The sequence below is a fragment of the Janthinobacterium tructae genome, assembly GCF_006517255.1.
Lineage (GTDB): Bacteria > Pseudomonadota > Gammaproteobacteria > Burkholderiales > Burkholderiaceae_D > Janthinobacterium > Janthinobacterium tructae.
This window is the reverse complement of the sequence record NZ_CP041185.1, coordinates 1669082-1691536: the sequence shown is the minus strand read 5'-3', so window position 1 is coordinate 1691536 and position 22455 is coordinate 1669082. Positions and strand designations below refer to the sequence as shown.

Annotated in this window: 20 protein-coding genes and 1 tRNA gene; 13 read left to right on the top strand and 8 right to left on the bottom strand. The window is 60.1% G+C overall.

The genetic code is table 11. The features are described 5' to 3' along the window. Positions 1–3: 3 nt before the first annotated feature. On the bottom strand, positions 4–2265 hold the full coding sequence (locus FJQ89_RS07495; RefSeq protein ID WP_141169702.1) for a putative bifunctional diguanylate cyclase/phosphodiesterase: 2262 nt from the start codon (positions 2263–2265) through the stop codon (positions 4–6). Positions 2266–2698: 433 nt separating this feature from the next. Here FJQ89_RS07495 and aroC point away from each other — a divergent pair, with 433 nt between their 5' ends. Continuing rightward, a complete protein-coding gene (gene aroC, locus FJQ89_RS07490) occupies positions 2699–3793 on the top strand; it encodes a chorismate synthase (RefSeq protein WP_070224428.1) in 1095 nt (364 codons plus the stop codon). Positions 3794–3913: 120 nt separating this feature from the next. On the opposite strand, the gene FJQ89_RS07485 is transcribed toward aroC, so the two are convergent. Further along, positions 3914–5410 carry an HDOD domain-containing protein gene (locus FJQ89_RS07485; RefSeq protein ID WP_141169701.1) on the bottom strand — a complete coding sequence of 499 codons (1497 nt, stop codon included), beginning with the start codon at positions 5408–5410 and terminating at the stop codon, positions 3914–3916. After that, a complete protein-coding gene (locus FJQ89_RS07480; protein ID WP_141169700.1) occupies positions 5407–7146 on the bottom strand; it encodes a putative bifunctional diguanylate cyclase/phosphodiesterase in 1740 nt (579 codons plus the stop codon). Before FJQ89_RS07480 ends, FJQ89_RS07485 begins: the two co-directional genes overlap by 4 nt. Before the next feature lie 396 nt (positions 7147–7542). On the opposite strand from FJQ89_RS07480, the gene FJQ89_RS07475 reads away from it, so the two are divergent. The 4 genes from FJQ89_RS07475 to FJQ89_RS07460 all read left to right on the top strand — a co-directional run bounded on the left by FJQ89_RS07475 (position 7543) and on the right by FJQ89_RS07460 (position 10907). After that, complete coding sequence (locus FJQ89_RS07475; protein ID WP_141169699.1) at positions 7543–9225, top strand: isovaleryl-CoA dehydrogenase; 1683 nt, start codon at positions 7543–7545, stop codon at positions 9223–9225. A 145-nt stretch (positions 9226–9370) separates the two neighbouring features. Beyond that, positions 9371–10021 (top strand): uracil phosphoribosyltransferase, encoded by a 651-nt coding sequence (gene upp / locus FJQ89_RS07470; RefSeq protein WP_071076875.1) that lies wholly within the window; start codon positions 9371–9373, stop codon positions 10019–10021. Between the two features lie 21 nt (positions 10022–10042). Beyond that, positions 10043–10405, top strand: a complete 363-nt coding sequence (locus FJQ89_RS07465) for an Hpt domain-containing protein (RefSeq protein WP_141169698.1) — start codon at positions 10043–10045, stop codon at positions 10403–10405. Between the two features lie 298 nt (positions 10406–10703). After that, a complete protein-coding gene (locus FJQ89_RS07460; RefSeq protein WP_010398811.1) occupies positions 10704–10907 on the top strand; it encodes a cold-shock protein in 204 nt (67 codons plus the stop codon). A gap of 263 nt (positions 10908–11170) precedes the next feature. On the opposite strand, the gene FJQ89_RS07455 is transcribed toward FJQ89_RS07460, so the two are convergent. Beyond that, entirely contained in the window at positions 11171–12082 is a 912-nt protein-coding gene (locus tag FJQ89_RS07455; RefSeq protein ID WP_035819455.1) for a LysR family transcriptional regulator, read from the bottom strand. Positions 12083–12298: 216 nt separating this feature from the next. Here FJQ89_RS07455 and aceB point away from each other — a divergent pair, with 216 nt between their 5' ends. Continuing rightward, positions 12299–13897: a malate synthase A gene (aceB, locus tag FJQ89_RS07450; protein ID WP_141169697.1), complete on the top strand. Its 1599-nt coding sequence runs from the start codon at positions 12299–12301 to the stop codon at positions 13895–13897. A gap of 81 nt (positions 13898–13978) precedes the next feature. Here aceB and gloB read toward each other — a convergent pair whose 3' ends face one another. Next, complete coding sequence (gene gloB / locus FJQ89_RS07445) at positions 13979–14788, bottom strand: hydroxyacylglutathione hydrolase (RefSeq protein ID WP_141169696.1); 810 nt, start codon at positions 14786–14788, stop codon at positions 13979–13981. 19 nt (positions 14789–14807) lie between these two features. On the opposite strand from gloB, the gene FJQ89_RS07440 reads away from it, so the two are divergent. The 4 genes from FJQ89_RS07440 to FJQ89_RS07425 all read left to right on the top strand — a co-directional run bounded on the left by FJQ89_RS07440 (position 14808) and on the right by FJQ89_RS07425 (position 17090). Continuing rightward, positions 14808–15584, top strand: coding sequence for a class I SAM-dependent methyltransferase (locus FJQ89_RS07440; RefSeq protein WP_141169695.1), 777 nt, complete (start codon positions 14808–14810; stop codon positions 15582–15584). Then, positions 15577–16014 (top strand): ribonuclease HI, encoded by a 438-nt coding sequence (rnhA, locus tag FJQ89_RS07435; RefSeq protein WP_071076881.1) that lies wholly within the window; start codon positions 15577–15579, stop codon positions 16012–16014. The genes FJQ89_RS07440 and rnhA overlap by 8 nt, the downstream gene beginning before the upstream one ends. 202 nt (positions 16015–16216) lie before the next feature. Next, positions 16217–16933, top strand: a complete 717-nt coding sequence (gene dnaQ / locus FJQ89_RS07430) for a DNA polymerase III subunit epsilon (RefSeq protein WP_141169694.1) — start codon at positions 16217–16219, stop codon at positions 16931–16933. Positions 16934–17015: 82 nt separating this feature from the next. Beyond that, positions 17016–17090: transfer RNA gene (locus tag FJQ89_RS07425), tRNA-Val, on the top strand. A 571-nt stretch (positions 17091–17661) separates the two neighbouring features. On the opposite strand, the gene FJQ89_RS07420 is transcribed toward FJQ89_RS07425, so the two are convergent. Continuing rightward, entirely contained in the window at positions 17662–18606 is a 945-nt protein-coding gene (locus tag FJQ89_RS07420; protein ID WP_141169693.1) for an alpha/beta fold hydrolase, read from the bottom strand. Between the two features lie 175 nt (positions 18607–18781). Between FJQ89_RS07420 and FJQ89_RS07415 the strand changes: the two genes are divergently transcribed. The 3 genes from FJQ89_RS07415 to FJQ89_RS07405 all read left to right on the top strand — a co-directional run bounded on the left by FJQ89_RS07415 (position 18782) and on the right by FJQ89_RS07405 (position 20516). Then, positions 18782–19501, top strand: coding sequence for a helix-turn-helix transcriptional regulator (locus tag FJQ89_RS07415; RefSeq protein WP_141169692.1), 720 nt, complete (start codon positions 18782–18784; stop codon positions 19499–19501). A gap of 144 nt (positions 19502–19645) precedes the next feature. Continuing rightward, complete coding sequence (locus FJQ89_RS07410; protein WP_168208394.1) at positions 19646–19876, top strand: DUF4926 domain-containing protein; 231 nt, start codon at positions 19646–19648, stop codon at positions 19874–19876. 166 nt (positions 19877–20042) lie between these two features. Continuing rightward, positions 20043–20516 (top strand): hypothetical protein, encoded by a 474-nt coding sequence (locus FJQ89_RS07405; RefSeq protein WP_141169690.1) that lies wholly within the window; start codon positions 20043–20045, stop codon positions 20514–20516. 156 nt (positions 20517–20672) lie between these two features. Here FJQ89_RS07405 and FJQ89_RS07400 read toward each other — a convergent pair whose 3' ends face one another. Continuing rightward, positions 20673–21914: an Arm DNA-binding domain-containing protein gene (locus FJQ89_RS07400; protein WP_168208393.1), complete on the bottom strand. Its 1242-nt coding sequence runs from the start codon at positions 21912–21914 to the stop codon at positions 20673–20675. Next, a complete protein-coding gene (locus FJQ89_RS07395; RefSeq protein ID WP_205704585.1) occupies positions 21884–22090 on the bottom strand; it encodes an excisionase in 207 nt (68 codons plus the stop codon). The genes FJQ89_RS07400 and FJQ89_RS07395 overlap by 31 nt, the downstream gene beginning before the upstream one ends. Positions 22091–22455: the final 365 nt, after the last annotated feature.

Sequence of the window (22455 nt, the reverse complement as noted above, 5' to 3'; positions counted from 1 at the left end):
CGCCTATGCCGCGCCCTGCAGCGCCTCGTTGTTCAGCCAGGTGCTCAGCGCCGTGGCCGTCATGGGACGGGCGAACAGGAAACCTTGCGCCATGGGGCAGCCCAGCGCCTGCAAAATTTGTGCTTGCCGCTCGTCTTCCACGCCTTCGGCGATCACGGCCAGGCCCAGGTTGCGGCCCAGTTGGATGACCATTTCGGCGATGCTGCTGCCGCGCGCGGAACCCGTAATTTCCGTCACAAACGCGCGGTCGATTTTCAGGCGGTCGACTTGCAGCCGCTGCAGGTACGACAGCGACGAAAAACCCGTGCCGAAGTCGTCGATGGCGATGCTCACGCCCGTCTGCTTGATCTGCCACAACATCTTGATCAGCAGGTCCGGCTCTTCCATGGCCATCGATTCCGTGATTTCCAGCTCGATGAACTCGGGCGGCGCCTGCGTCTCTTCCAGCGCCACGCGCAGCATTTCCAGGAACAGCGGGTGGCGGAACTGCACTTGCGACACGTTGACGGACATGACGAAGTTGCGGTGGCCCTGTTCGCGCAGCAGCACCAGTTCGCGGCAAGCCGTGCGCAGCACCCATTCACCGAGGTCGATGATGATGCCCGAATACTCGGCAATCGGGATGAAACGGTCGGGCGAGATGAACTTGCCGTCCGGCGTCTGCCAGCGCAGCAGCGCTTCGGCGCCCACGGGGCGGCGCGTGGTCAGGTCGATCTGCGGTTGATACACGACAAACAGCTGGTCCTGGCTGAAGGCCGTGCGCAGCGCATGCATCATGCGGACTCTTTCGCGGATTTCGATGCCCATGCTGCGCGAAAAATAGAAGTGCCCGGCGCGCTGCTGGCTTTTTGCCCGTTTCAGGGCGATATCGGCATCCTTCAGCGCATCGGCGCCCGTGCCCGCATGTTCGCCCAGCCGCACCAGGCCCAGGGTGGCCGACAGCTGCACATCCTGGCCATCGATGCAGAACGGCGCCTGGAACAGGGCCAGGATCTTGGCCGGGTTGACTTGCGACGAGTCGCCCAGCACGCAAAAGATGTCGCCGCCCAGGCGCGCCACCGTCAGCTGGGAACCGAGCTGGGTTTGCAATCGGCCCGCCACGGCAATCAGCAGGGTGTCGCCGAACTGGTGCCCCAGCGCGTCGTTGGTCTCGGCAAAGTGGTCGAGGTCGACCAGCGCCAGGGTGGCGTCGTCGCGCGCAGGCCCGGCCAGGGTGGCGTCGAGGATTTCCACCAGGCGCGTGCGGTTCGGCAGCTTCGACAACTGGTCGTAGAAGGCGGCGTTGTGCAGGTGCGATACCAGTTCGACATTGTCCAGGCCCACGGCGACGTTGCTGCAAAACACTTCCAGCAGGCTTTCATCGATGGCCGAGAGGGGGCGCGGCAGGACCAGGTAGGCGGTCGCATCGCGGCCGGCCTTGCCCGCGAAATACAGGGTGGCGTAGTCGTGTGCGTAGACATTGCGCCGCTGCGCCAGTGTGTGCTCGACGGCCGCCATCACGTGGGGGTTTTGCAGGCCGCACAGGGCGCTGTGCGGCAGGCTGGAAAAGCTGCCCGTGCAGGCCGACACGAGCAGCTCCTTGCCGCCATTGTCCAGCATCTCTTGCACGCACAACACGCCATCGGCGCGAATGTCCAGCAGGTCGGCGATCTGCGCCAGCACGCCGGCCGAGAAGTTTTGCACGCCGTGCAGTGCCATCAGCTGCGTGCTGGCATGGACGATCTGGTCCAGGCCGCGCCGGCTGTTGCTGATCGAGCGTATCTGTTCGTACGAGCGGATGGCGGCCGTCACGGTGGTAAACAGCTTGATGCGCGTCAGTTCGGACTTGGTCTTGTAGTCGTTGATGTCATAGTCGCGGATGGCGTCGATTTCCGGCGCATAGCCAGGCTGCCCTGTGCGCAAGATGATGCGCACGTCCGTCATTTTGAGGGTTTCGCGGATGTAGCGCACCAGGTGCAGGCCCGCGTCATCCTGTTCCATCACCACGTCGAGCAGGATGACAGCGATGTCGTCTTCATGCTTGAGCAGTTCGCGTGCCTGGCCGGCCGAATACGCATGCACGAATTCGAGCGGGCGGTGCTGCATTTCCAGGTTGCCCAGGGCGAAAGTGGTGGTGGAGTGGACGTCTTCATCGTCGTCGATGATCATCACCCGCCAGACGCTGCGCGGTGCGATGGCCAGCGGCGGCGCTGGTTGCTCATCGAGGAATACCAGGTCGTCGTGATCGTCCTTGTTAGCGTCAAGGGGGATGATCGGTGCGGGCATGTATAGCTTCTCCAGGATGACTCGGAACGAGATGTGAGCACATCAGAAATGTCAATGGCGTTGTTGCAGCGCCTCGCCGTACTTGCGTACTGTCTTCGGCGCCGCGCCTAGCCCTGGCCATTTCTGATGCACTCAGGGCGCATCGAAAATGTAGCATTCCGGTGCTGCCGAGGCTCGCACATTTTCTGATGGTCCATCATTCAAGTATATAGCTATTTAATAAGCAAAATGTTTTTTTAAGCCTATTCCGTAGAGCAATATTTCTTTTATTGCATGATTGCGGCTCATATTCGGTGTTTTTTGTATGAAAAAAAACACGGGACTTAAAAATGCTGATGACGGGCGGGAATATCGGGCCTTGCTGCGGCATTCGCGGCATGGCATGCCCCGCAGACTGGTAGAATTGAGTTTTCCAGTCCTCACACCTCCTACTATGTCCGGCAATTCTTTTGGCAAGCTGTTTACTGTTACCACTTTCGGCGAATCGCATGGCCCGGCCATCGGCTGCGTGATTGATGGCTGTCCGCCAGGATTGATCCTGTCGGAAGCCGATATCCAGCCCGAACTGGACCGCCGCAAGCCGGGCACCTCGCGCCACGTGACGCAGCGCCAGGAGTCCGATACGGTAGAAATTCTCTCCGGCGTGTACCAGGGCGTGACGACGGGCACGCCCATCGCACTGCTGATCCGCAATGAAGACCAGCGCAGCAAGGACTATGGCAATATCGCGGAAAGCTTTCGCCCCGGCCATGCCGACTACACCTACTGGCATAAATACGGCGTGCGCGACCCGCGCGGCGGCGGTCGTTCCTCCGCGCGCCTGACGGCGCCCGTGGTGGGCGCGGCGGCGATTGCCAAGAAATGGCTGCTGCAGCAGTACGGCACCACCTTCAAGGGCTGCATGAGCCAGCTGGGCGACATTCCTGTGCCGTTCCAGTCGTGGGAACACGTGCATGCGAACCCCTTCTTTGCCGCCAGCGGCGACGCGGACCTGATCGCGCGCATGGAAGCGGCCATGGATCAATTGCGCCGCGATGGCGATTCCATCGGCGCGCGCATCGACGTGATCGCGCAAAACGTGCCGGTCGGACTGGGCCAGCCCATCTACGACAAGCTCGACGCCGACATCGCCTACGCCATGATGGGCATCAATGCCGTCAAGGGCGTGGAAATCGGCGCCGGTTTCGATTCGGTGGCGCAAAAGGGTTCGGAGCACGGCGACGAACTGACGCCGGAAGGATTTATCGGCAATAACGCCGGCGGCGTACTCGGTGGTATCTCGACGGGACAGGATATCAGCGTCTCGATCGCCATCAAGCCGACGTCGTCGATCCGCACGCCACGCCGCTCGATCGATAAAGAGGGCAATCCCGTGATGGTGGAAACCTTCGGCCGCCACGACCCCTGCGTGGGCATTCGTGCCACGCCGATCGCCGAAGCCATGCTGGCGCTGGTCTTGATCGACCACGCCCTGATGCACCGCGCGCAGTGCGGCGATGTGTCGGTGAATACGCCGAAGTTGAAGTAAGTTGAATGTTGTCGGATTACGGGCCTGCGGCCCTAATCCGACCTACGACCCACGCCGTGTGTAGGTCGGATTAGCGGGGCATCGCCCCGCGTAATCCGACAACATCGTTGGCGTTTCCTGTCACGCTACCTTATTTGCCACCAGCTCGAGCTGGTGCCGCATCTCCACCGACTGCACCAGCAAGGCCCGGATATCGTTGATCAGGTTGAATTCCGTCTGGTTCAATTGAATCGGCGGGAAGCTGTCGTCCCAGTCGCCATACAGGAATCCCGTGGGGTGGCCGTTGGCCGACAGGGGCAGCACGACGAAGCTGCGTGCATCCGACAGGGTGGCTTTCCACCATTGCGGCAGCTTGGCGGCAAATTTCGGGTCGCGCGCATTGTCGATGAAGATCACGCGGTCGCTATTGAGGGCCGCGTGGAATACGTTCGGCTCGTACGCGTCGCCAAACACCATCAGATCCTGCAGGTCGGCCATGCCTTCGCCCATGCTGATGCGCGCCGAATACAAATGATCGCGGTGGTTGCGCACGAACGCCACCGAGCGCGAAAAATCAAAGCCCTGGTGCAGTGTTTCGAGCGCCATCGAGACCATCTGTCCGGGGCTGGCGCTGCCGATGGCGCTGCGCAGGTCGGCCAGGCCGCCGATCAGCACGCGGTTGCCCTCGGCGCGCATGCGCGTCGAGGCCAGCTGGCGCGCGCGCCGTTCGGCCGGTTTCGACAGCGGTGCGATCGACAGGTCGGCCGCCGCCATCGTCTTCGCCTTGTCCACCGCCACCACCAGGTCCGCGGCAGCGATGCCCAGGGTGCCTGCATAGTCATCGATCAGCGCGTGCACCTGCGCCGCTCCGGCCGCATCGTCATGCCACAGCGAGTCGGCGCAGCGCGCCGCCATGGTCGACAGTCCTGCCATCCAGTCGGCGCCGCTGACGGGCGCGTTGTCGGGCGACGGCTCCATCGGATGCATGCCGTTGATCAGGTGCTGCGGCAAGCCCCAGTGGGCAGCCGTGGCATATCCCACTTCCTGTAGCGACAGGCCGAGGATTTCGCGCGCAGCGGCCGCCTCGTTGCCGGGACCCGCATGCGCCTGCATGCGCGCCCAGAAGTCCGTCATGTAGAACGTCACCATCATGCGGCCCAGGGTGTGCAGCATGGAGCAGACGACGGCTTGCTCCGCCTGCAGGCTGCCGGCGCTGGTGGCCACTTGCTGCGCCACCATCCCGGCCAGCACGGCCTTCTCCATTTCCACGTGGGCACTGACGGAGTCGGGCGAGGCCTGCGACAGCTCCTCGATCAGTTTCAGTCCCAGCGCCAGGTGGCCGATGGCGTCGATGCCCAGCACCAGCACGGCCTTCGAGACAGTGTTGACCCGCTGGCCGAAGGCCGAATACATGCCGCTGTTGGCCAGGCGCAGCACCTTGTGCGTGAGGACAGGGTCGGAAAGCACCGTTTGCGTGATGTCGAATTCGTGGTCATCCTCGCCGCGCATGGCGCCCAGGATGGCGCTGATGGCTTTCGCGAAGCCGGGCATGTCGCCCTGCTGTCGCGTGCGCGCCCACAGCAGGTCCAGGGTGTTTTTGCCGAGCTGTGTCGGCACCGTGAAATGATCTGGATTCATTGCACCCCTCCGCGCTGTTCATAGGCAGACGGCGTGGGCACCAGCGCCGCATAGGTTTTTTCACTCAAGGCCGATAGCGCGGCATGGGCCGGCATCGGTTTGCCCGTCAAATAGCCTTGCACATACTGGCAGCCGCGCGACTCCATGAAGTGCATCTGCGCCTCCGTTTCCACGCCTTCGGCCACCACGGACAAATTCAAATGCTTGGCCAGGTCGAGAATGGTGTTGCAGATGGCCGCGTCCTTGCTCGATTCGGGCAAGTCCTTGATGAAGGTACGGTCGATCTTCAGTACCGAAATGGGGAAGCGCTTCAGATACGCGAGCGAAGAGTAGCCGGTGCCGAAATCGTCGATGGCGATGCGCGCGCGGCGCTCCGTCATCTTGACGAGGATGGTTTCCGCATGCACGGGGTCGATCATCAGCGTGCCTTCGGTAATTTCCAGCACCAGGTGTTCGCCCGAGAGTCCCGAAAAGGCGATGGCGTCATCGAGCACTTCGAGGAATTTGTCGTTGCGGAACTGGCGCGGGCTGATGTTGACGGAGATGTACAGCGGCCGCTTGGCCACTTCCTGGAACTGCTTGAGCTGCACGCAGGCCGCCTTCAGCGCCCAGGCGCCCAGCAGATTGATCAGGCCATTGGCTTCGGCAATCGGGATGAAACGCACGGGCGGCACCAGACCCAGGGTCGGGTGCTTCCAGCGCATCAGGGTTTCGAAGCCCTGGATCTGCCGCGTGTGCGCATCGACGATGGGCTGGTAAAACAGCAGAAACTCGCCTTCGCGCACGGCGTGAAACATGGCCGCTTCCAGCGAAATATCGTGTTCCGACGGGCCATTCAGGCGCGGGCTGTAGACCAGGCAGCGGGCCTTGCCCGTTTCCTTGGCGCGCGACATGGCCGCATCGGCCAGCGCCACCAGGCGCACTTCATCTTCCGCGTGCAGCGGATAGATCGATACGCCCACGGACGCCCCCACGTAGATCGTGTGGCCATCGACTTCGAACGGCGCCTGCAGGGTGGCCAGCAGGCGGCCCGTCACCAGCTTGATTTGCGCATCGGTGGCGCTGCCGGGCAGCACGGCGACGAATTCATCGCCGCCCACGCGCGCCAGGGTGTCGCTGTCGCGCAGGGTCTTGCGCAGGCGCGCGGCGGCCAGGCGCAGTACGGCGTCGCCGACGGGATGGCCCAGGCCATCGTTGACCTTTTTAAAACCATCGAGGCCGATGGTAGCGACGGAAAAACCCTGGCCCGAACGGGCCGCCTGGGAAATGACCATGCGGATGCGGTCCGACAGCAGCAGGCGGTTCGGCAGCCCGGTCAGCGCATCGTGCGTGGCCATGTGGCGCAAGCGTTCTTCCGTGTTGTGCTGGGCCGAGGTGTCGCGCCCGACTACCAGCAATTCGGCCACGCCCGCTGCATTCATATAAGAAGACAGGCGCAGCTCGAACCAGAGTTCCTGGTCCGGCGTTTGCAGGCGCACTTCCAGGCGGCCCGGTTCTTCCAGGGAATCTTCCAGCGCTGCCTGCAGCGCCGCGCGCGATGCTTCGGCGGCCAGCGGCAGCAGCAAGTGGCCGGACAGGCCTGAGGGTGCACCGAACAGGGTGGCTGCGCGCTTGCTGGCGAACAGGATCAGGCCGTCCGTATCGAGCCGGAACACGACGTCGCCTGCCTCTTCCATGAGGTTGTCCAACTCGTGGCGTGCCTCGCGGTGGGCGGCGGATGGGGTACTGGAAAACATCGTGCTGGCTTTTACCTTTTTGTGATCAGTGCCGGCGCACGCTGCAGGGCAGGGCGCCAACGGAAAGAGTGCATCGTGCGCTACGCGCGCCATAGCGGGCCGGAGGGCAACTATCGGAATGCGATCCACACGAAATGTATCATTGAAAAGCATTCGATTACATGAAATAAAGCAACATTGCTTCAGGTTTTGTAAATATTCCTGCCTTCCATGAAAAAAATCATGCTGCGCGACACACGCAGGCATTTTCGTTCCCCATGGAAACATTTATCGGCAATTGCTTTCACTGGCGCGCTTGCCCCGCCATGCGCTTTACGCTAGTCTGGCTGACAGACGGTGTTGACGGTGCGCCAGCGACAGTCAGGGCGCCATGATAACAAATCGCGGGAGACTCCCATGAATGCTTTTGACACGCATGAAGTTTTCAACCAGGCCACGCCGTTTGAAAACGTCAATCTGTTCGCCTGCGACCCGGCGCTGGTCGAAGCGCTGCTGCGCGAGGGCGGCGGCGCGGCGCGGCAGGAGCTCGACGCGCTGGGCGAGAAACTGGGCCGTGCCGAGACGTATGCGCTGGCGCGCCTGGCCAATATCCACACGCCCGAGCTGCAGCAGTTTGACCGGGCCGGGCGCCGCATCGACGAGGTGCTGTTCCATCCGGCCTGGCATGAGCTGATGGCCATCCTCGTGGGCGCCGGCGCGCACGCTGCGCCCTGGGCGTCACCGGGCCCCGGTGCCCAGGTGGCGCGTGCGGCCGCCTATCTATTAGTAGGACAGGTGGAAAACGGCACGCAGTGTCCCGTGACGATGACGTATGCCTCGGTGCCGGCCTTGCGCCAGGCGCTTGATCTGCCGCACATCGCTGCGCGCTGGCTGCCGAAAATCCTCTCGCGCGAATACGATCCCCGCTCCCTGCCCGTGGAACAGAAACGCGGCGCCCTGATCGGCATGGGCATGACGGAAAAGCAGGGCGGCTCGGACGTGCGCAGCAACACTACGCGCGCCGTGCCCGTGCCGCCGGCCGAGGCGCGGGTCCTGTTCGGCGACGAGGCTGGCGGCGCCTGGTGCATCGTCGGCCACAAATGGTTTTTTTCGGCGCCGCAGTGCGACGCCCATCTGATCCTGGCGCAGGCGGAAGAGGGGGGATTGTCCTGTTTCTTTTTGCCCCGCTACCTGCCCGACGGCAGCCGCAATGCCATCCGCGTGCAGCGCCTGAAGGATAAGCTGGGCAACCGCTCGAATGCCTCGTCGGAAGTGGAATTTACCAATGCCTACGGCTGGCTCGTGGGGCAGCCGGGGCGGGGCATTCCCACCATCCTGGAAATGGCCAGCCATACGCGCCTCGATTGCGTGCTGGGCAGCAGCGGCATCATGCGCGCCGCCCTGACGCAGGCGCTGCACCATGCGCGCCAGCGGGCCGTGTTCGGCAAGCCGCTGGCCGGGCAGCCATTGATGCAAAACGTGCTGGCCGACCTGGCGCTCGAATCGGAAGCCGCCACGGCCTTTGCCCTGCGCCTGGCCCGCTGTTTCGATGAAAAGGATGATGCAGGCCAAGCGATGCTGGCGCGCGTGCTCACGCCGGCCGGCAAGTACTGGATCTGCAAGCGCGGTCCCGGCTTCGGCGCGGAAGCCATGGAGGTGCTGGGCGGCACCGGCTATGTGGAAGACGCGCCGCTGGCGCGCCTGTACCGTGAGCTGCCCGTCAACTCGATCTGGGAAGGTTCGGGCAACGTCATGTGCCTCGACGTCTTGCGCGCCTTCGGCAAGTCGCCGGCCGCGCGCGACGCGCTGGCGGCCGAGCTGGCGCTGGCCGGCGATGCCGACGCTGCCTTTGCAGAGTACCGGACGCGCCTGCTGGCCGACCTGGACGGGCCGCAAACGGATGAATTTGGCGCCAGGCAATTATCTGAGCGCATCGTGCTGGCCGTGCAGGCCGCCTTGCTGCTGCGCCATGCGCCGCCCTTCATCGCGCAGGCCTTCCTGCAGTCGCGGCTGGTGCAAGCGCCGGGCGGCGCGTATGGCCGCTTGCCGGCGGGCACCGATTGCGCGGCCATCCTGGCGCGCGCCCTGCGCGAGTATTGACCCCGATAAATCTGATTATTTCGAAAATTCAGGCCACAGGCGGGCTGTGGGCTGGGATAATGCGGCAATCCATCATTTTATCGACACACAGCGCGCCTGCGGCCATGCTTGCCGCCGCGCCAGAGAGCAAAGAAAGAACAACAATATGAAACAAGATCCACGCTTCCCGAATTTGTTCATTACCGATCACCCTTTGATCCAGCACAAACTGAGCCACATGCGCGAGCACGACACGTCCACGCGCACCTTCCGCGAATTGCTCAAAGAAATCACTTTGCTGATGGGCTATGAAATCACGCGCGACCTGCCACTGACCACGCGCGAAATCAAGACCCCGCTGGTCACCATCGACGCCCCTGTCATTGCAGGCAAGAAACTGGCCATCGTGCCCATCCTGCGCGCCGGCATCGGCATGAGCGATGGCTTGCTGAACCTGGTGCCATCGGCCCGCGTGGGCCACATCGGCGTGTACCGCGATCCCACCACCCACATGCCCGTGGAATACCTGGTGCGTCTACCGGACTTGAATGAGCGCACCTTCATCCTGTGCGACCCGATGGTGGCCACCGGCAATTCGGCCGTGTACGCCGTCGACGTACTGAAGAAGCGGGGCGTGACGGACGAGCAGATCATCTTCCTGGCGCTGGTAGCCGCGCCGGAAGGCGTGACCGTGTTCCAGAACGCGCATCCGAAGGTCAAGATGTATTGCGCTTCGCTCGATTCGCACCTGGATGACCACGCTTACATCGTGCCGGGCCTGGGCGACGCCGGCGACCGCATCTTTGGCACCAAGTAAGCCATTTCCGCGAGTATTGCGATGGCAACCTTGATCGATCCGGATTTTCGCGCGCGTTTGCGCGCCCTGAACGAAAAATATGCGGCTGGCGTGCCGGCCCTGATGCAAGCGATCACGCAGGCCAGCGGCCGCTGCGACAGTGAAGGCCCCCGTCTGGAGCCGTTGACGGAGCTGCACCGCGCGCTGCACGCGGTCGCCGGCTCGGCTGCCACCTTCGGCTTTGCCGCGCTGGGCCAGGAATGCCGGCGCCTCGAACAGCTGGTGCGCGCCATGCTCAACACGCCTGCGCAGGCGGTGGCGGAATGGCCAGCCGTGCGGGCGCAAGTGGAGGCGCTGCTGCACTGGGCCGCACGCGATGCGGGCGCCACCCATTTCAGCGTGTAAGTGACAGCACTACAGAGATGTGGTTGCAATGATTCATTTGATGCAACGCAAAGCATTGGCGTCGCAGATTAGGATATAGTGTCTCCATGCCGCTGGTACAGGGCACCGCAAGACGGGGATTTGGCTATTAAAGTAGTGTTCGCAAGTTTATTTTGCGAAAGAATGGTTTTTCTCAGTTTTGTTGGTATAATTGGGCATCGTTGGATTCGAGGTAGTAGTGCAGTTTGTCTGTCATTTCTTTCTTGCTTCAAACGATATAACGGGCGCAAGCCCAACTTAACTGAAATAGGAAATTGTAATGGCAACTGGCATCGTAAAATGGTTCAATGATTCGAAGGGCTTCGGCTTTATTACCCCTGACGAAGGCGGCGAAGATCTGTTCGCTCACTTCTCGGCTATCCAGTCGAACGGCTTCAAGTCCCTGCAAGAGAACCAACGCGTTTCTTTTGAAGTGACCGCTGGCCCTAAAGGCAAGCAAGCTTCGAACATTCAGCCAATCTAATACGCTGGATCAAACGAAATAAAGAAATCCTCGGTCTCCGAGGATTTTTTTTCGCCTGAATTTTCGTGAGGCAGGGGTTTTACGAGTGTTTTTTGGCTTACGCGGCTCTTTTTAGCGTGCTTTGCATCATCGCGTAGGTCGGCTTAGCGCTTGCGCGTAAGCCGGCAATGGTGGTGTTGGCAAGAGGTATGGGGTGGTGTCGGATTACGCTACGCTAATCCGACCTACGCCAAGCTGCGTTCTTCCAGTTCGGCCCGCATTGACTAGATTGCTCTTTCACGCCAGTAGTCGGGCTGGGAATATGAGTGCCGCAAAAAATCCACAAACGCCCGTATGCGCAGCGGCAAGTGGCGGCGCTGGGCGAACACGGCATAAATATCGTTGCCCGGGGCCGCGAACTGGTCCAGCACCGTCACCAGCTGGCCCGAGGCAATTTCCGCACCCACCTCCCACATCGAGCGCCACGCCAGACCCTTGCCGGCCAAGGCCCAGTCGTGCAGCACTTCGCCATCGTTGCACACCATATTGCCGGCCACTTTCAAAATGACATTCTTGCCGTTTTCGCGGAAGGTCCAGCCCCGCTGGCTGCCTTCGCTGCTGATTGCCAGGCAATTATGTTTCGCCAGGTCGGCCGGGATGCGCGGCGTGCCCGCCCGTTTCAGATAGGCGGGCGAACCGACCAGCACGCGCTGGTTATCCGCCAGTTTCGTGCTCACCAGCGAGGAATCGGACAGGCTGGCGATGCGGATGGCCACGTCGATGCCTTCGCCGATCAGGTCGACGAGGCGGTCGTTCAGGTTCAGCGACACCGTCACGTCGCGGTGCTCGGCGACAAACGAGGGGATCAATGGCGCCACGTGCTGGCGCCCGAAGCCGGCCGGCGCGGAAATGAGCAAATGGCCGCTGGCCTTCACGCTGCGCTCGGCCACGGCCGCTTCCGCCTCTTCCAATTCTCCCAGGATGCGCTGGCAATCTTCCAGGAAGGCGGCGCCTTCATTCGTCAAGGCCAGCTTGCGCGTCGTGCGCTGCAGTAATTTGACGCCCAGGCGCTGCTCCAGCGCATCGAGGCGCCGGCCTATCATGGCCGGGGCGATGCCTTCCGCGCGCGCGGCCGCCGACAGGCTGCCCTTGGCCACCACTTCCACGAAGGTCGATATTTGTCTGAACTGGCCCATATGCTGTGCTCGCTATCTCGTCACTTGTGATAAAAACGCATAGATGAAGTGATTTTTAATCTCGTTTCCATGCCTTATAGTGCAATACTATAGAACAAACGCGCCGCCCGGCAGAGTGTTTTTACGCCTTTGTCCCGCTTGTTCGCGCAGTCATTCAGCTTATACTTGGATCACCAGATTACCTTTGCTTATATTTATTAAAAACCGGAGAACTTCATGACGCAGAACACGATCGCACTTCCCGAAGGCATGCAAATCACGGGTGAAATCCAGCCCGGCTACGAACAGATTTTGACGCCGGCAGCGCTGGCGCTGGTGGCCAAGTTGACGCGCGCATTCGAGCCGCGCCGCCAGGAGTTGCTGGCCGTGCGCGTGGAACGCGCCAAGCGCCTCGACGCGGGTGAGCGTCCTGATTTTCTGCCAGAAACCGCGCACATCCGCGACGGCGACTGGAAGATCGCGCCGATTCCGAAGGCGCTGGAATGCCGCCGCGTGGAAATCACCGGTCCCGTCGAGCGCAAGATGGTCATCAACGCCTTCAATTCCGGCGCGGACAGCTACATGACGGACTTCGAAGATTCGAACACGCCGAACTGGGATAACCAGCTGACGGGCCAGATCAATATGTTCGACGCCGTGCGCAAGACGATTTCGCTGGAGCAAAATGGCAAGTCGTACAAGCTGAACGACAAGATCGCCACCCTCGTCGTGCGTCCGCGCGGCTGGCACCTTGATGAAAAGCACGTGCTGGTCGACGGCAAGCGCATTTCCGGCGGCATTTTTGATTTCGCCCTGTTCATGTTCCATAACGCCAAGGAGCAGCTGGCGCGCGGTGCGGGCCCGTATTTCTACCTGCCGAAGATGGAATCGCACCTGGAAGCGCGCCTGTGGAACGACATCTTCGTCATGACGCAAAACGAGCTGGGCTTGCCACAAGGCACGATCAAGGCCACCGTGCTGATCGAAACCATCCTGGCCGCGTTTGAAATGGATGAAATCCTGTACGAACTGAAAGAACACAGCTCGGGCCTGAACGCGGGCCGCTGGGATTACATCTTCTCGTGCATCAAGAAATTCAAACTGGACAAGGATTTCTGCCTGGCCGACCGCGCGAAAGTCACCATGACGGCGCCGTTCATGCGCGCCTACGCCTTGCTGCTGCTGAAAACCTGCCACAAGCGCGGTGCACCCGCCATTGGCGGCATGGCAGCCTTGATCCCGATCAAGAACGATCCCGAAAAGAACGACATCGCCATGGGCGGCGTGCGCAACGACAAGGCGCGCGATGCCACCGACGGCTACGACGGCGGCTGGGTTGCCCATCCGGGCCTGGTGGAACTGGCCATGGGCGAGTTCACGAAAGTGCTGGGCGACAAGCCGAACCAGATCGAGAAACAGCGTCCCGACATCGATGTGAAAGCGTCGGATCTGCTGAACTTCCAGCCGGAAGCGCCGATCACGGAAGCGGGCTTGCGTTACAACATCAATGTGGGCATCCATTACCTGGGCAGCTGGCTGGCCGGCAACGGTTGCGTGCCTATCCATAACCTGATGGAAGATGCGGCCACGGCCGAGATCAGCCGCTCGCAAGTGTGGCAATGGATTCGTTCCAGCAAGGGCGTGCTGGAAGACGGCCGCAAGGTCACGGCCGACATGGTACGCGCCATGATTCCGGAAGAACTGGCCAAGGTGCAGCGCGATGCGCCAGGCGGCAACGGTCCGACCTATGTGCGCGCGGGCCAGATTTTCGAGGAAATGTCGACGTCGGAATCGTTTGCCGAGTTCCTGACCTTGCCGCTGTATGAAGAAATCTGATCCTGATCAAATAGATTGATAAAAAAAATCCCGGCGATACCTGATGGTATCGCCGGGATTTTTCTTTTTAGAAACAGAAGCTTAAAAGTTGTTTTTCCACATACGTAGTGCGGCAAATGCTTCCACGGGCGAAGCGTCGCTGGCCAACTTGCCTTCCACCTTCAGGCTGTTCAGGATGGCCGGTTCGCGGTAGCGCAGGAAGGGATTCGTGGCCTTTTCCATGGCTATGGTCGACGGCACGGTCGATAAACCTTGCTGGCGCTTTTCCGTGTCGATGGCGATGCGTTCCTGCAGGGCAAGGTTGCCCGGTTCGACGGCGTTGGCGAAGCGCAGATTGGACAGGGTGTACTCATGCGCGCAAAATACCTCGGTATCGTCGGGCAGGGCAGCCAGCTTGCCCAGCGAGTCGGCCATCTGGCCCGGCGTGCCTTCGAACAGGCGGCCGCAGCCGCCGGCAAACAGGGTGTCGCCGGAGAACAGCCATGGCGCATCGCCTTGCTCCGAACGCTGGCGCACATAGGCGATATGCCCCTTGGTATGGCCGGGCACGTCGATGACTGTCATCTGCAAACCCAGCTCCGGCACATAGGCGACATCGCCTTCACCAAGCGCTTGCGTGATGGTTGTGATAGCCTCATTCCGCGGGCCGAAGACGGGCACGGCGAAATGCTGCAACAATTCAGGTACGCCACCCGTGTGGTCGGCGTGGTGGTGCGTGAGTAAAATGGCGCACAATGTCAACTGATGTGCTTGCAGCGCATCAAGGATGGCCATGGCATCGCCAGGGTCGACCACGGCGGCGTGGCGGCCGTCATGGATCAGCCACAGATAATTGTCGGCAAAGGCGGGCACGGCAAGTACCGATAAAGCGTGTTCAGGGGAATGTGTCATGAGCAAAAGAGAAAACTGAATGGACAGTGTGGCATCCGAAAAATCCATTATAGCGCTTGATGGCTGGCTGCAGACCCCAGCCGGTCTGTATGTGCGCGCCTGGGAGCAGCAATGCCTCGACAGCCTCACCGTCGACATCTTCGGATTTAACGCCGTGCAGATCGGCTTGCCCCAGCTCGACGCGCTGGCGGCGAGCCGCATGCCGAACAAATGGCTGCTCGATGCACGCCTGCCGTCGCGCTCGCCGCAAGCGAGCCGTTTGACTCTGGTGTCGGCCTTCGACGAGTTGCCGTTCGACTCGCAAAGCCTGGACCTGGTGGTCTTGCCGCACGTACTCGAATTTGCCGCCGAGCCGCACCAGGTCTTGCGCGAAGTCGAGCGCGTGCTGATCCCCGAGGGGCGCGTGATCGTCTGCGGCTTCAATCCGGCCAGCCTGTGGGGCGTGCGCCAGGGTCTCGGAAGAGTCACGGGACGCCATTACCTGCCGCGGGCGGGCGAGCTGATCTCTATGCCGCGCATGAAAGACTGGTTAAAATTGCTGAACATGGGCGTCAGCCAAAGCCACTTCGGCTGCTACGCACCTGCCTGCAGGACAGAAAAATGGCTGCGCCGCAACGCCTTCATGGACAAGGCCGGTGCGCGCTGGTGGCCATATCTGGGTGCAGTGTATATAGTGCAGGCGATCAAGCGTGTCAAAGGGATGCGTTTGATCGGTCCGGCGTGGACCAAAAAACCGGCGACGGCGCCCGCAGGCGCACCGGTCACGAATAAAAGGCGGGAACAGCAAGATGGATAAGGTAGAAATTTATGCCGATGGCGCATGCAAGGGCAATCCCGGCACGGGCGGCTGGGGTGCGCTGATGGTGGCCGATGGCGCCAAGAAAGAAATTTACGGCGGGGAACTCAATACGACAAATAACCGCATGGAATTGAAGGCTGTGATCGAAGCCTTGACGGCGCTCAAACGTCCCTGCCAGGTGGTGTTGTATACCGATAGCCAGTACGTGCAGAAGGGCATCAGCGAATGGATCCACGGCTGGAAGGCGCGCGGCTGGAAAACGGCGGCCAAGGCACCCGTGAAAAACGTCGACCTGTGGCAGGCGCTCGACACGGCCCAGGCCGTCCATGAAGTGGAATGGCGCTGGGTACGCGGTCACAATGGCCATCCGGGCAACGAGCGGGCCGATGAGCTAGCCAACCTGGGCGTGGAAACCGTGCGCGCCTAAGAACGCCCAACCAAACCTACCGCGCGTCGCGCTTTGCGGCCTGTGATGCTCACCGTACTAGAGTACGGTTGCGCTTCCCGGCCACAAATCACTGCCGCTCGCTACGGTTTTGTTGGGCGTTCGAACATGTCTGGGTGCGATTGCAGCACACAGGTTTGCTATACTGTGCCCTTCGCTTTTTGCTTTTACGAATGAATCCGCTATGCGTCAAATTGTTCTCGATACTGAAACCACCGGCCTGAACCCGCGCACGGGCGACCGCATCCTGGAGATCGGGGCGGTCGAACTGAACAACCGCATGTTGACGGGGAATAATTTCCACCATTACATCAATCCCGAGCGCGATTCGGAAGAGGGCGCGCTGGCCGTCCACGGCTTGACGGCGGAATTCCTTAGCGATAAGCCGAAATTCGCGGAAATCGCCGACGAATTCCGCGCCTACATCGCCGGCGCCGAATTGATCATCCACAACGCCCCATTTGATATCGGCTTCCTCAACGCGGAATTCAAGCGCCTGAACCTGCCGCCCGTGCATGAGCAAGTGCATGGCGTGATCGACACCCTGGTGCAGGCGAAAGAGATGCATCCGGGCAAGCGCAATTCGCTCGACGCCCTGTGCGACCGCTACGGCGTCTCGAACGCCCACCGCAAGCTGCACGGCGCGCTGCTCGACTCGGAATTGCTGGCCGACGTCTACCTGGCCATGACGCGCGGGCAAAACAGCCTGAGCATGGAAGAAGAAGTGGAAGTGGCTGCCGACGGCGCCGCCCTGGAAATCGTGCCGCTCGCCGAAGTCATCTTCCAGAGTGCCACGGCCGACGAGCTCGCCGCCCACGAAGCCACCATCGCCGGCCTCGACAAGGCTGCCAAAGGCCAGTGCATCTGGAGCGCCGTCACCGCACCACCAGCGGCCGCCTGAGAAAAAAAGCGGGGCATGCTAAATTTCCTGTCGCCAGCCCTTGCAGATGCCGCAACACCTATGCGATAATTCGCCTCGCTTCGGGAGGTTAGCTCAGGGGTAGAGCACTGCATTCACACTGCAGGGGTCGCAAGTTCGAAACTTGCACTTCCCACCAAATTTTTCGTTTGTATTCAATGACTTAGGATTTCATATCTTGTCTGAATAGGAACTTGGGGCAAATTTGGGGCAATGGGATTTTCGTCCATTGTCCAGCCCAAAATGATACGGCCGCTTCCTGCGGCCGTTTTCACATCTAGCTTGTTTCAAGCGCCTATCCAACCTCCCCTTGCTCTCAAAGCAACAAGTTCGTACACTAAGCCATGCAGGTCGTCCGCTATCGGCCAGAAGCAGCCAGTTGCGTTGACGTGACAATGCGTGACTTTCCTCGCTTGGTAATTCGTTATGCTCAAGGGCCGCTGGCGGCCAAAGCGGACGGTCAAACGTAATTTACGCAAGCAGGCGATTGAAGGACATTTGTGTCGAATCTTTCGATTCTTGAGCGGCTGGCGAACTCGCTAGAGGCTTACGCCGCAGGTAGTTTGACTCGTGCTGTGTTCGTAGATTTCCTCAGAAATTGAATTCGTGCGCTTGAAGGCGTACCGCTCACTGATAGCTTTCGGCGTGCCATCCTGCCCTCCGGCCGGACCGGGCCGGAGAGCGTACGTGCCCTTGAACCGGCCCTACGATCAGGTTGAACTCTGCCGTGCCAACCAATTCAATATCGCCTGGTTGGTTTCTTCCGGCTTTTCCTGCTGGATCCAGTGACCGCAATCCAAACTGATCACGTCCACATTGGGCACGAACTTTGCCAGTCTTTCTGATTTGAGAACCACATCACGATCCCCGTAAATCATGAGCGTAGGTTGATGGATGACAGGGTCCAGGTCCGCCAATAGGTGCCAGTTGCGGTCGAGATTCCTGTACCAGTTAATACTGCCCGTGAACCCAGTTTTTTCGAAGGCCGAGACGAAAACGGCTAATTCGCTGTCGCTCATCAAAGGCTCGCCGAGTGGAGTTTCTGCTCTGGCCAGATTGATCATTGCCATGCCCGGCTCGGGTTCTTTGAGTGGCACGTTTTTCCGGTACAGGTTACGCAGGAACCGGAAGGTATTGTCGTCCAATATGGCGTCCGCGACACCCGGCTTTCGATTGAAATGGACAAAGTAATAGTCGCTGCCCAAGATTTGCTCAAGGACCTCGATCCAGGGTCTTGCGCCACGCTCCTGGTAAGGCAGGCTCAGATTTATCACTTTGTTTACGCGGTCCGGATAGAGCAGGGTCAGCCCCCAAACGACCATTGCACCCCAGTCATGACCGACGAAGGTCGCATTCTGGTATCCGTAGTGATCGAGAAGAGCGACAAGATCGCCCGACAGATTTCGAATGTCATAGTCCGTCACTTCGGCCGGATGGGACGAGTTGCCGTAGCCCCGCTGGTTGGGGATGATGACATGGTAGCCCGCCGCGACAAGGGCGGGAATCTGATTGCGCCAGGTAAAGGCGTGCTCAGGCCAGCCGTGACAGAGTACGATTGGATTTCCGCCATTTTGTCGGCCTGCTTCAAAGACTTCCAGTACCACGCCGTTGATTGGAACAAACGTAGGCTTGGGAAAATGGGTTGTGGTTGACATTAGTATTTCCTTTATTTGGTCGTTCCGGGTGATCAAGCGACTCATTCCGTTTTGGATTGCCCGCTCTTTCCCGTCCTCGGGTTTAATGGGTGTGCACGGCAATTTCGACGGCAACACTGATATATTAAAATCCAATGGTGCCAAATACTGGCACCATTTAAGGGTAGGATGAGACATGAATCTTCGCCTTCGACATGACGCCATCGTACGCAGCCTTCGCCGCAACAGCACTTCGACAGTCGGAGCACTGGCGGAGGAGATTGGCGTATCCAGGCGGACGGTGTTGCGTGACATCAGCGCGCTGCGCGATGAGGGCTTTGTCATTTATTCCGAACCGGGTCGCGGCGGTGGGCTGCAACTTAATCTGCAATCGGTTCAGACCACGCCGCGTCTCTCCGTCGCCGAGGTCTTTGCGCTGCTTGTCAGCGTTGCATCAATGCGGGCAGCCATGAATATACCGTTTTCAGGTCTTGCAGATGCCGGGCTGGCCAAGATTGAGCAGGCCCTGCCGCCCGACAAGGTGCACGACCTGCGCCGGTTTCTGGACTGCCTGTATGTCGGGCAGCTTTCACCACTGGTGGATATATCAGATATGGAAGTGATGGAGCCTACCTTGCTGCCCGCATTCGAGCAAGCTTTTCTCCAGCGGCTGCACCTAGGTTTCCAATATAGTGACGCAAAAGGGGGCGTAACCAATCGAGTTGTTGAACCGCAAGCCATGCTCATCTTGCCACCGCTCTGGTATTTAGTGGCCTGGGATCCTGCGCGCGAGGACTTCCGTCATTTTCGAATGGACCGGATCAGTAGACCGGAATGCATCCAGGGCGCACCGTTTCGCCGGCGGCGTGTGCTATTCGGGGATAGCGTCTCCCCGATCCGTGATTTACCTCGTTGACGTAGTTCTGACAGCCGCTAGAGCCACGGTAGCCGCTCTCCCATCGTCACCTGCCAGCTTCCGATTGACCATTTGGACGCGGCCATTGGCGACGCCGACAAGCAGCTTTCGGCCAAGAGCAGCCGTTCAATGATGGATTCCATTATGAAATTTATGCAATACGATGTAGTTAAGATTGTTGCATTCAACGTGCAAAAGGCCTCATTTTCTGATGAGTCCAATCTTCGCCAGCCTGCAGTCGGTGATGTAGCAACCATCATTGAAGTTTACTCATCAACTCCGGGTTACGAGTTGGAATGCAGTGATGCCGACGGTATTACACAATGGCTAGTTGCGTTTCGACCTGAAGATGTAGTTCTAGAGTTACGCCGCTAATTCGGCCGAGATCGGCCATGAGCGGCCATGCGACCGGTCAACTCGTTGCTCGTTCGGACTGGCCGGTGCGCACCGCAGGTAAGCATTTAATCCGCTGGCGACCAGCCGCACAGCCCTACATTAGGCCTTGTTGGCGCGGAAATTAGCCTAACTTATTGGAGGCAACATGGCAAAACCGACATACTGGATTGGCCCCCGCCCATCGGAGGGAAAGCGCTGGACCACCACGACGACGGCGACCGTCCTCACTGAACACGAAGAGAAAGAGGCCGTCTACCGCATGTATCAGCGGTATGTGAAACAGTGGAACGACATTGAGCTAAATAACGACAAGTGCCTCTCCGAACATACCCACGAAATTTGTGGCGCCAAGGTGGTCGGCGGTGGCAATCGCCGGTTCATACTCCATTGGTACGGAGGCAATCAAGCTCATTGGATTCTAGAGGTCGTATTTGCGAGGGGTTTCAGGGAGTACTACCCGGGCTCTTCGTGTGGTCGTAACGCCCTCAGGTCGACCAAAGACATTCGTGCCATTCGCCTTCACTGGAGCGAAGGCGGCAAAGAAGAATTTGGTCGCTGGCATGCCGCCGAGCAGGCAGCGAACCAAGACAACGGAGAGTGGAGTGAATACAAGGCGTAACCCACGTTCCAGCAGCCAGTTATTTTGAATGGTTTCCTCCGCTCTGCGGGCTCCGGCAGCCGGTTATTTTCACCGTTGGATCTCAGCTTTTGAACGGTTACTACGTCTGCAATGGGGCGATAGCGGCCATACGGCGGGAGGGTCTGTTGGGTATTTTTAATTGTATTTCGGGAATTCATCTGCCCGCAGCGGGTTCGTCTGTGCATACAGGCGCAGCAGCCGTTCCCTGCGTCCATGGTCGAGCCCCGCGGCTATCCATTTGCCATAGGTACGCACGATCATGGTCGTGTCTGCATGGCCCATTTGCGTAGCGACGTACAGCGGCAGCGCGCCGAGCATGAGCAGGTTGGAGGCGAAAGTGTGGCGCGTCTGGTAGGGATTGCGGAAGCGCACACCGCTGGCCTTGATGATGCGTTTCCAGCAGTTGTAGATGGGCTTGTCTCCCTGCCACGGCTTTCCGCTGCGCGGGTGCAGGAATACCGTCCCGCCGCCAGCGCCCGTTAGGGCACGCTGTGCCTGCAGCGCGTCAAGTGCGCCGCAGCGCATGTCGATCGTGCGCAAGCCGCTCAGCGTCTTGGCACGATCCTTCATTTCTCCGTCGACGAATGCGCCGGCCACGCTGACCTGGTGGTGCGGCTCGTCTACGGCCGCCCATTGCAGCGCGATGTATTCGGATGGGCGCATGCCGGTGCAGAAGGCAAACTGCAGCATGTTGCGCTCTTCATCGCGCTCGCACGCTTTCAGGATGAGTTCCATCTCATCGATATTGAATGGGTCGGCCTTGAACTTGCTGACGCGCTGGTCGCGCGGCAGCAGCTTGCCCAGCTTGATGCTGTCGAAGGGATTCGACTCCAGGTCGCCTTCGGTCACGCCCAGCTCGATGGCGTTGCGCATCGGGGTGAGGATTAGCTGGATGGTCTTGCTCTTGCCGTTCAGGCTCATGATCCACTTGCGCAGGTCGCGCGTGGTCAGTTCGGCGGCCGGTTTGTCCTCCCATTGGGGAAGCAGATGGTTCTTCGCCACCTGCTGGTAGCAGTTGTAGGTCGACAATTCCAGGTTTCGCTTTGCGATCTGCAGGTAGTCGCGCAACAGGTCGCCCATGAGCACTGGCGGACGCACCTTCGCGGCAGCTGCAGCCTGCGCGTCGGCCTGTGCCTGCTTTTGGCGCCGGATGGTGAGCGAATCGGGAAAGAATTGCTCGTAGACAAAAGTACCGCGTTCGATGGCATTGACCACGGCACCTTGCAAGCGCCTGGCAAAGGCGATGTTGTTGCGCGTATGTTCCAGCTTCAGTGGTTCGCGGCAGCGTTTCCCCTGGTACTGGAACACGATGCGTATCGTTTCCGAGCGTGCTCCCTTGCGCAGTTCTATGCCCGTACCGCTGTTCTTTGCCCCCATGTTTCCACCCATTTTTCAGCGGCAGCGAGATTGACCCAAAGCATTTCATCGACCACCTTGCATTGTATGCCGTCGCACCACTTTCCGGCACGCCGTCTGGCGTGCACGGCTGCTGCCGTATCGCCGGTGAGTTCGGCGTATTTGCTGATTTTTACCCACGTCACGGGATGTTCCATCTGAGCCTCCATCGTCCGGTGTGCCGCGCCAGCGCTGCACGATATTTTGAATTCCTGAGCCTAGTATCCGATGCCAGCAGCGTCGTATCAAATGTAATGCGCGCGCGATCCATCGGGTAATTCATATGGTGATCGGCGTGCCCCTCGGTTAATGCCCGCTGGCCAACTGCAGGATCCATCATGGTGGCAGACGGCCAATGGTTCGAAGGGGAGATGTATTTCATGATGAGCTGTCTGCATGACCGATGACGGATGATCCTGAGCCATGGTGGCTGCGCTGATCGTGGGCATCAAGTTGAAAAGCGGCATATTTAGGTGGTATTTCACGGCAATTGACGGATGCTGTAGCGGCGGCCGTCAGTGGC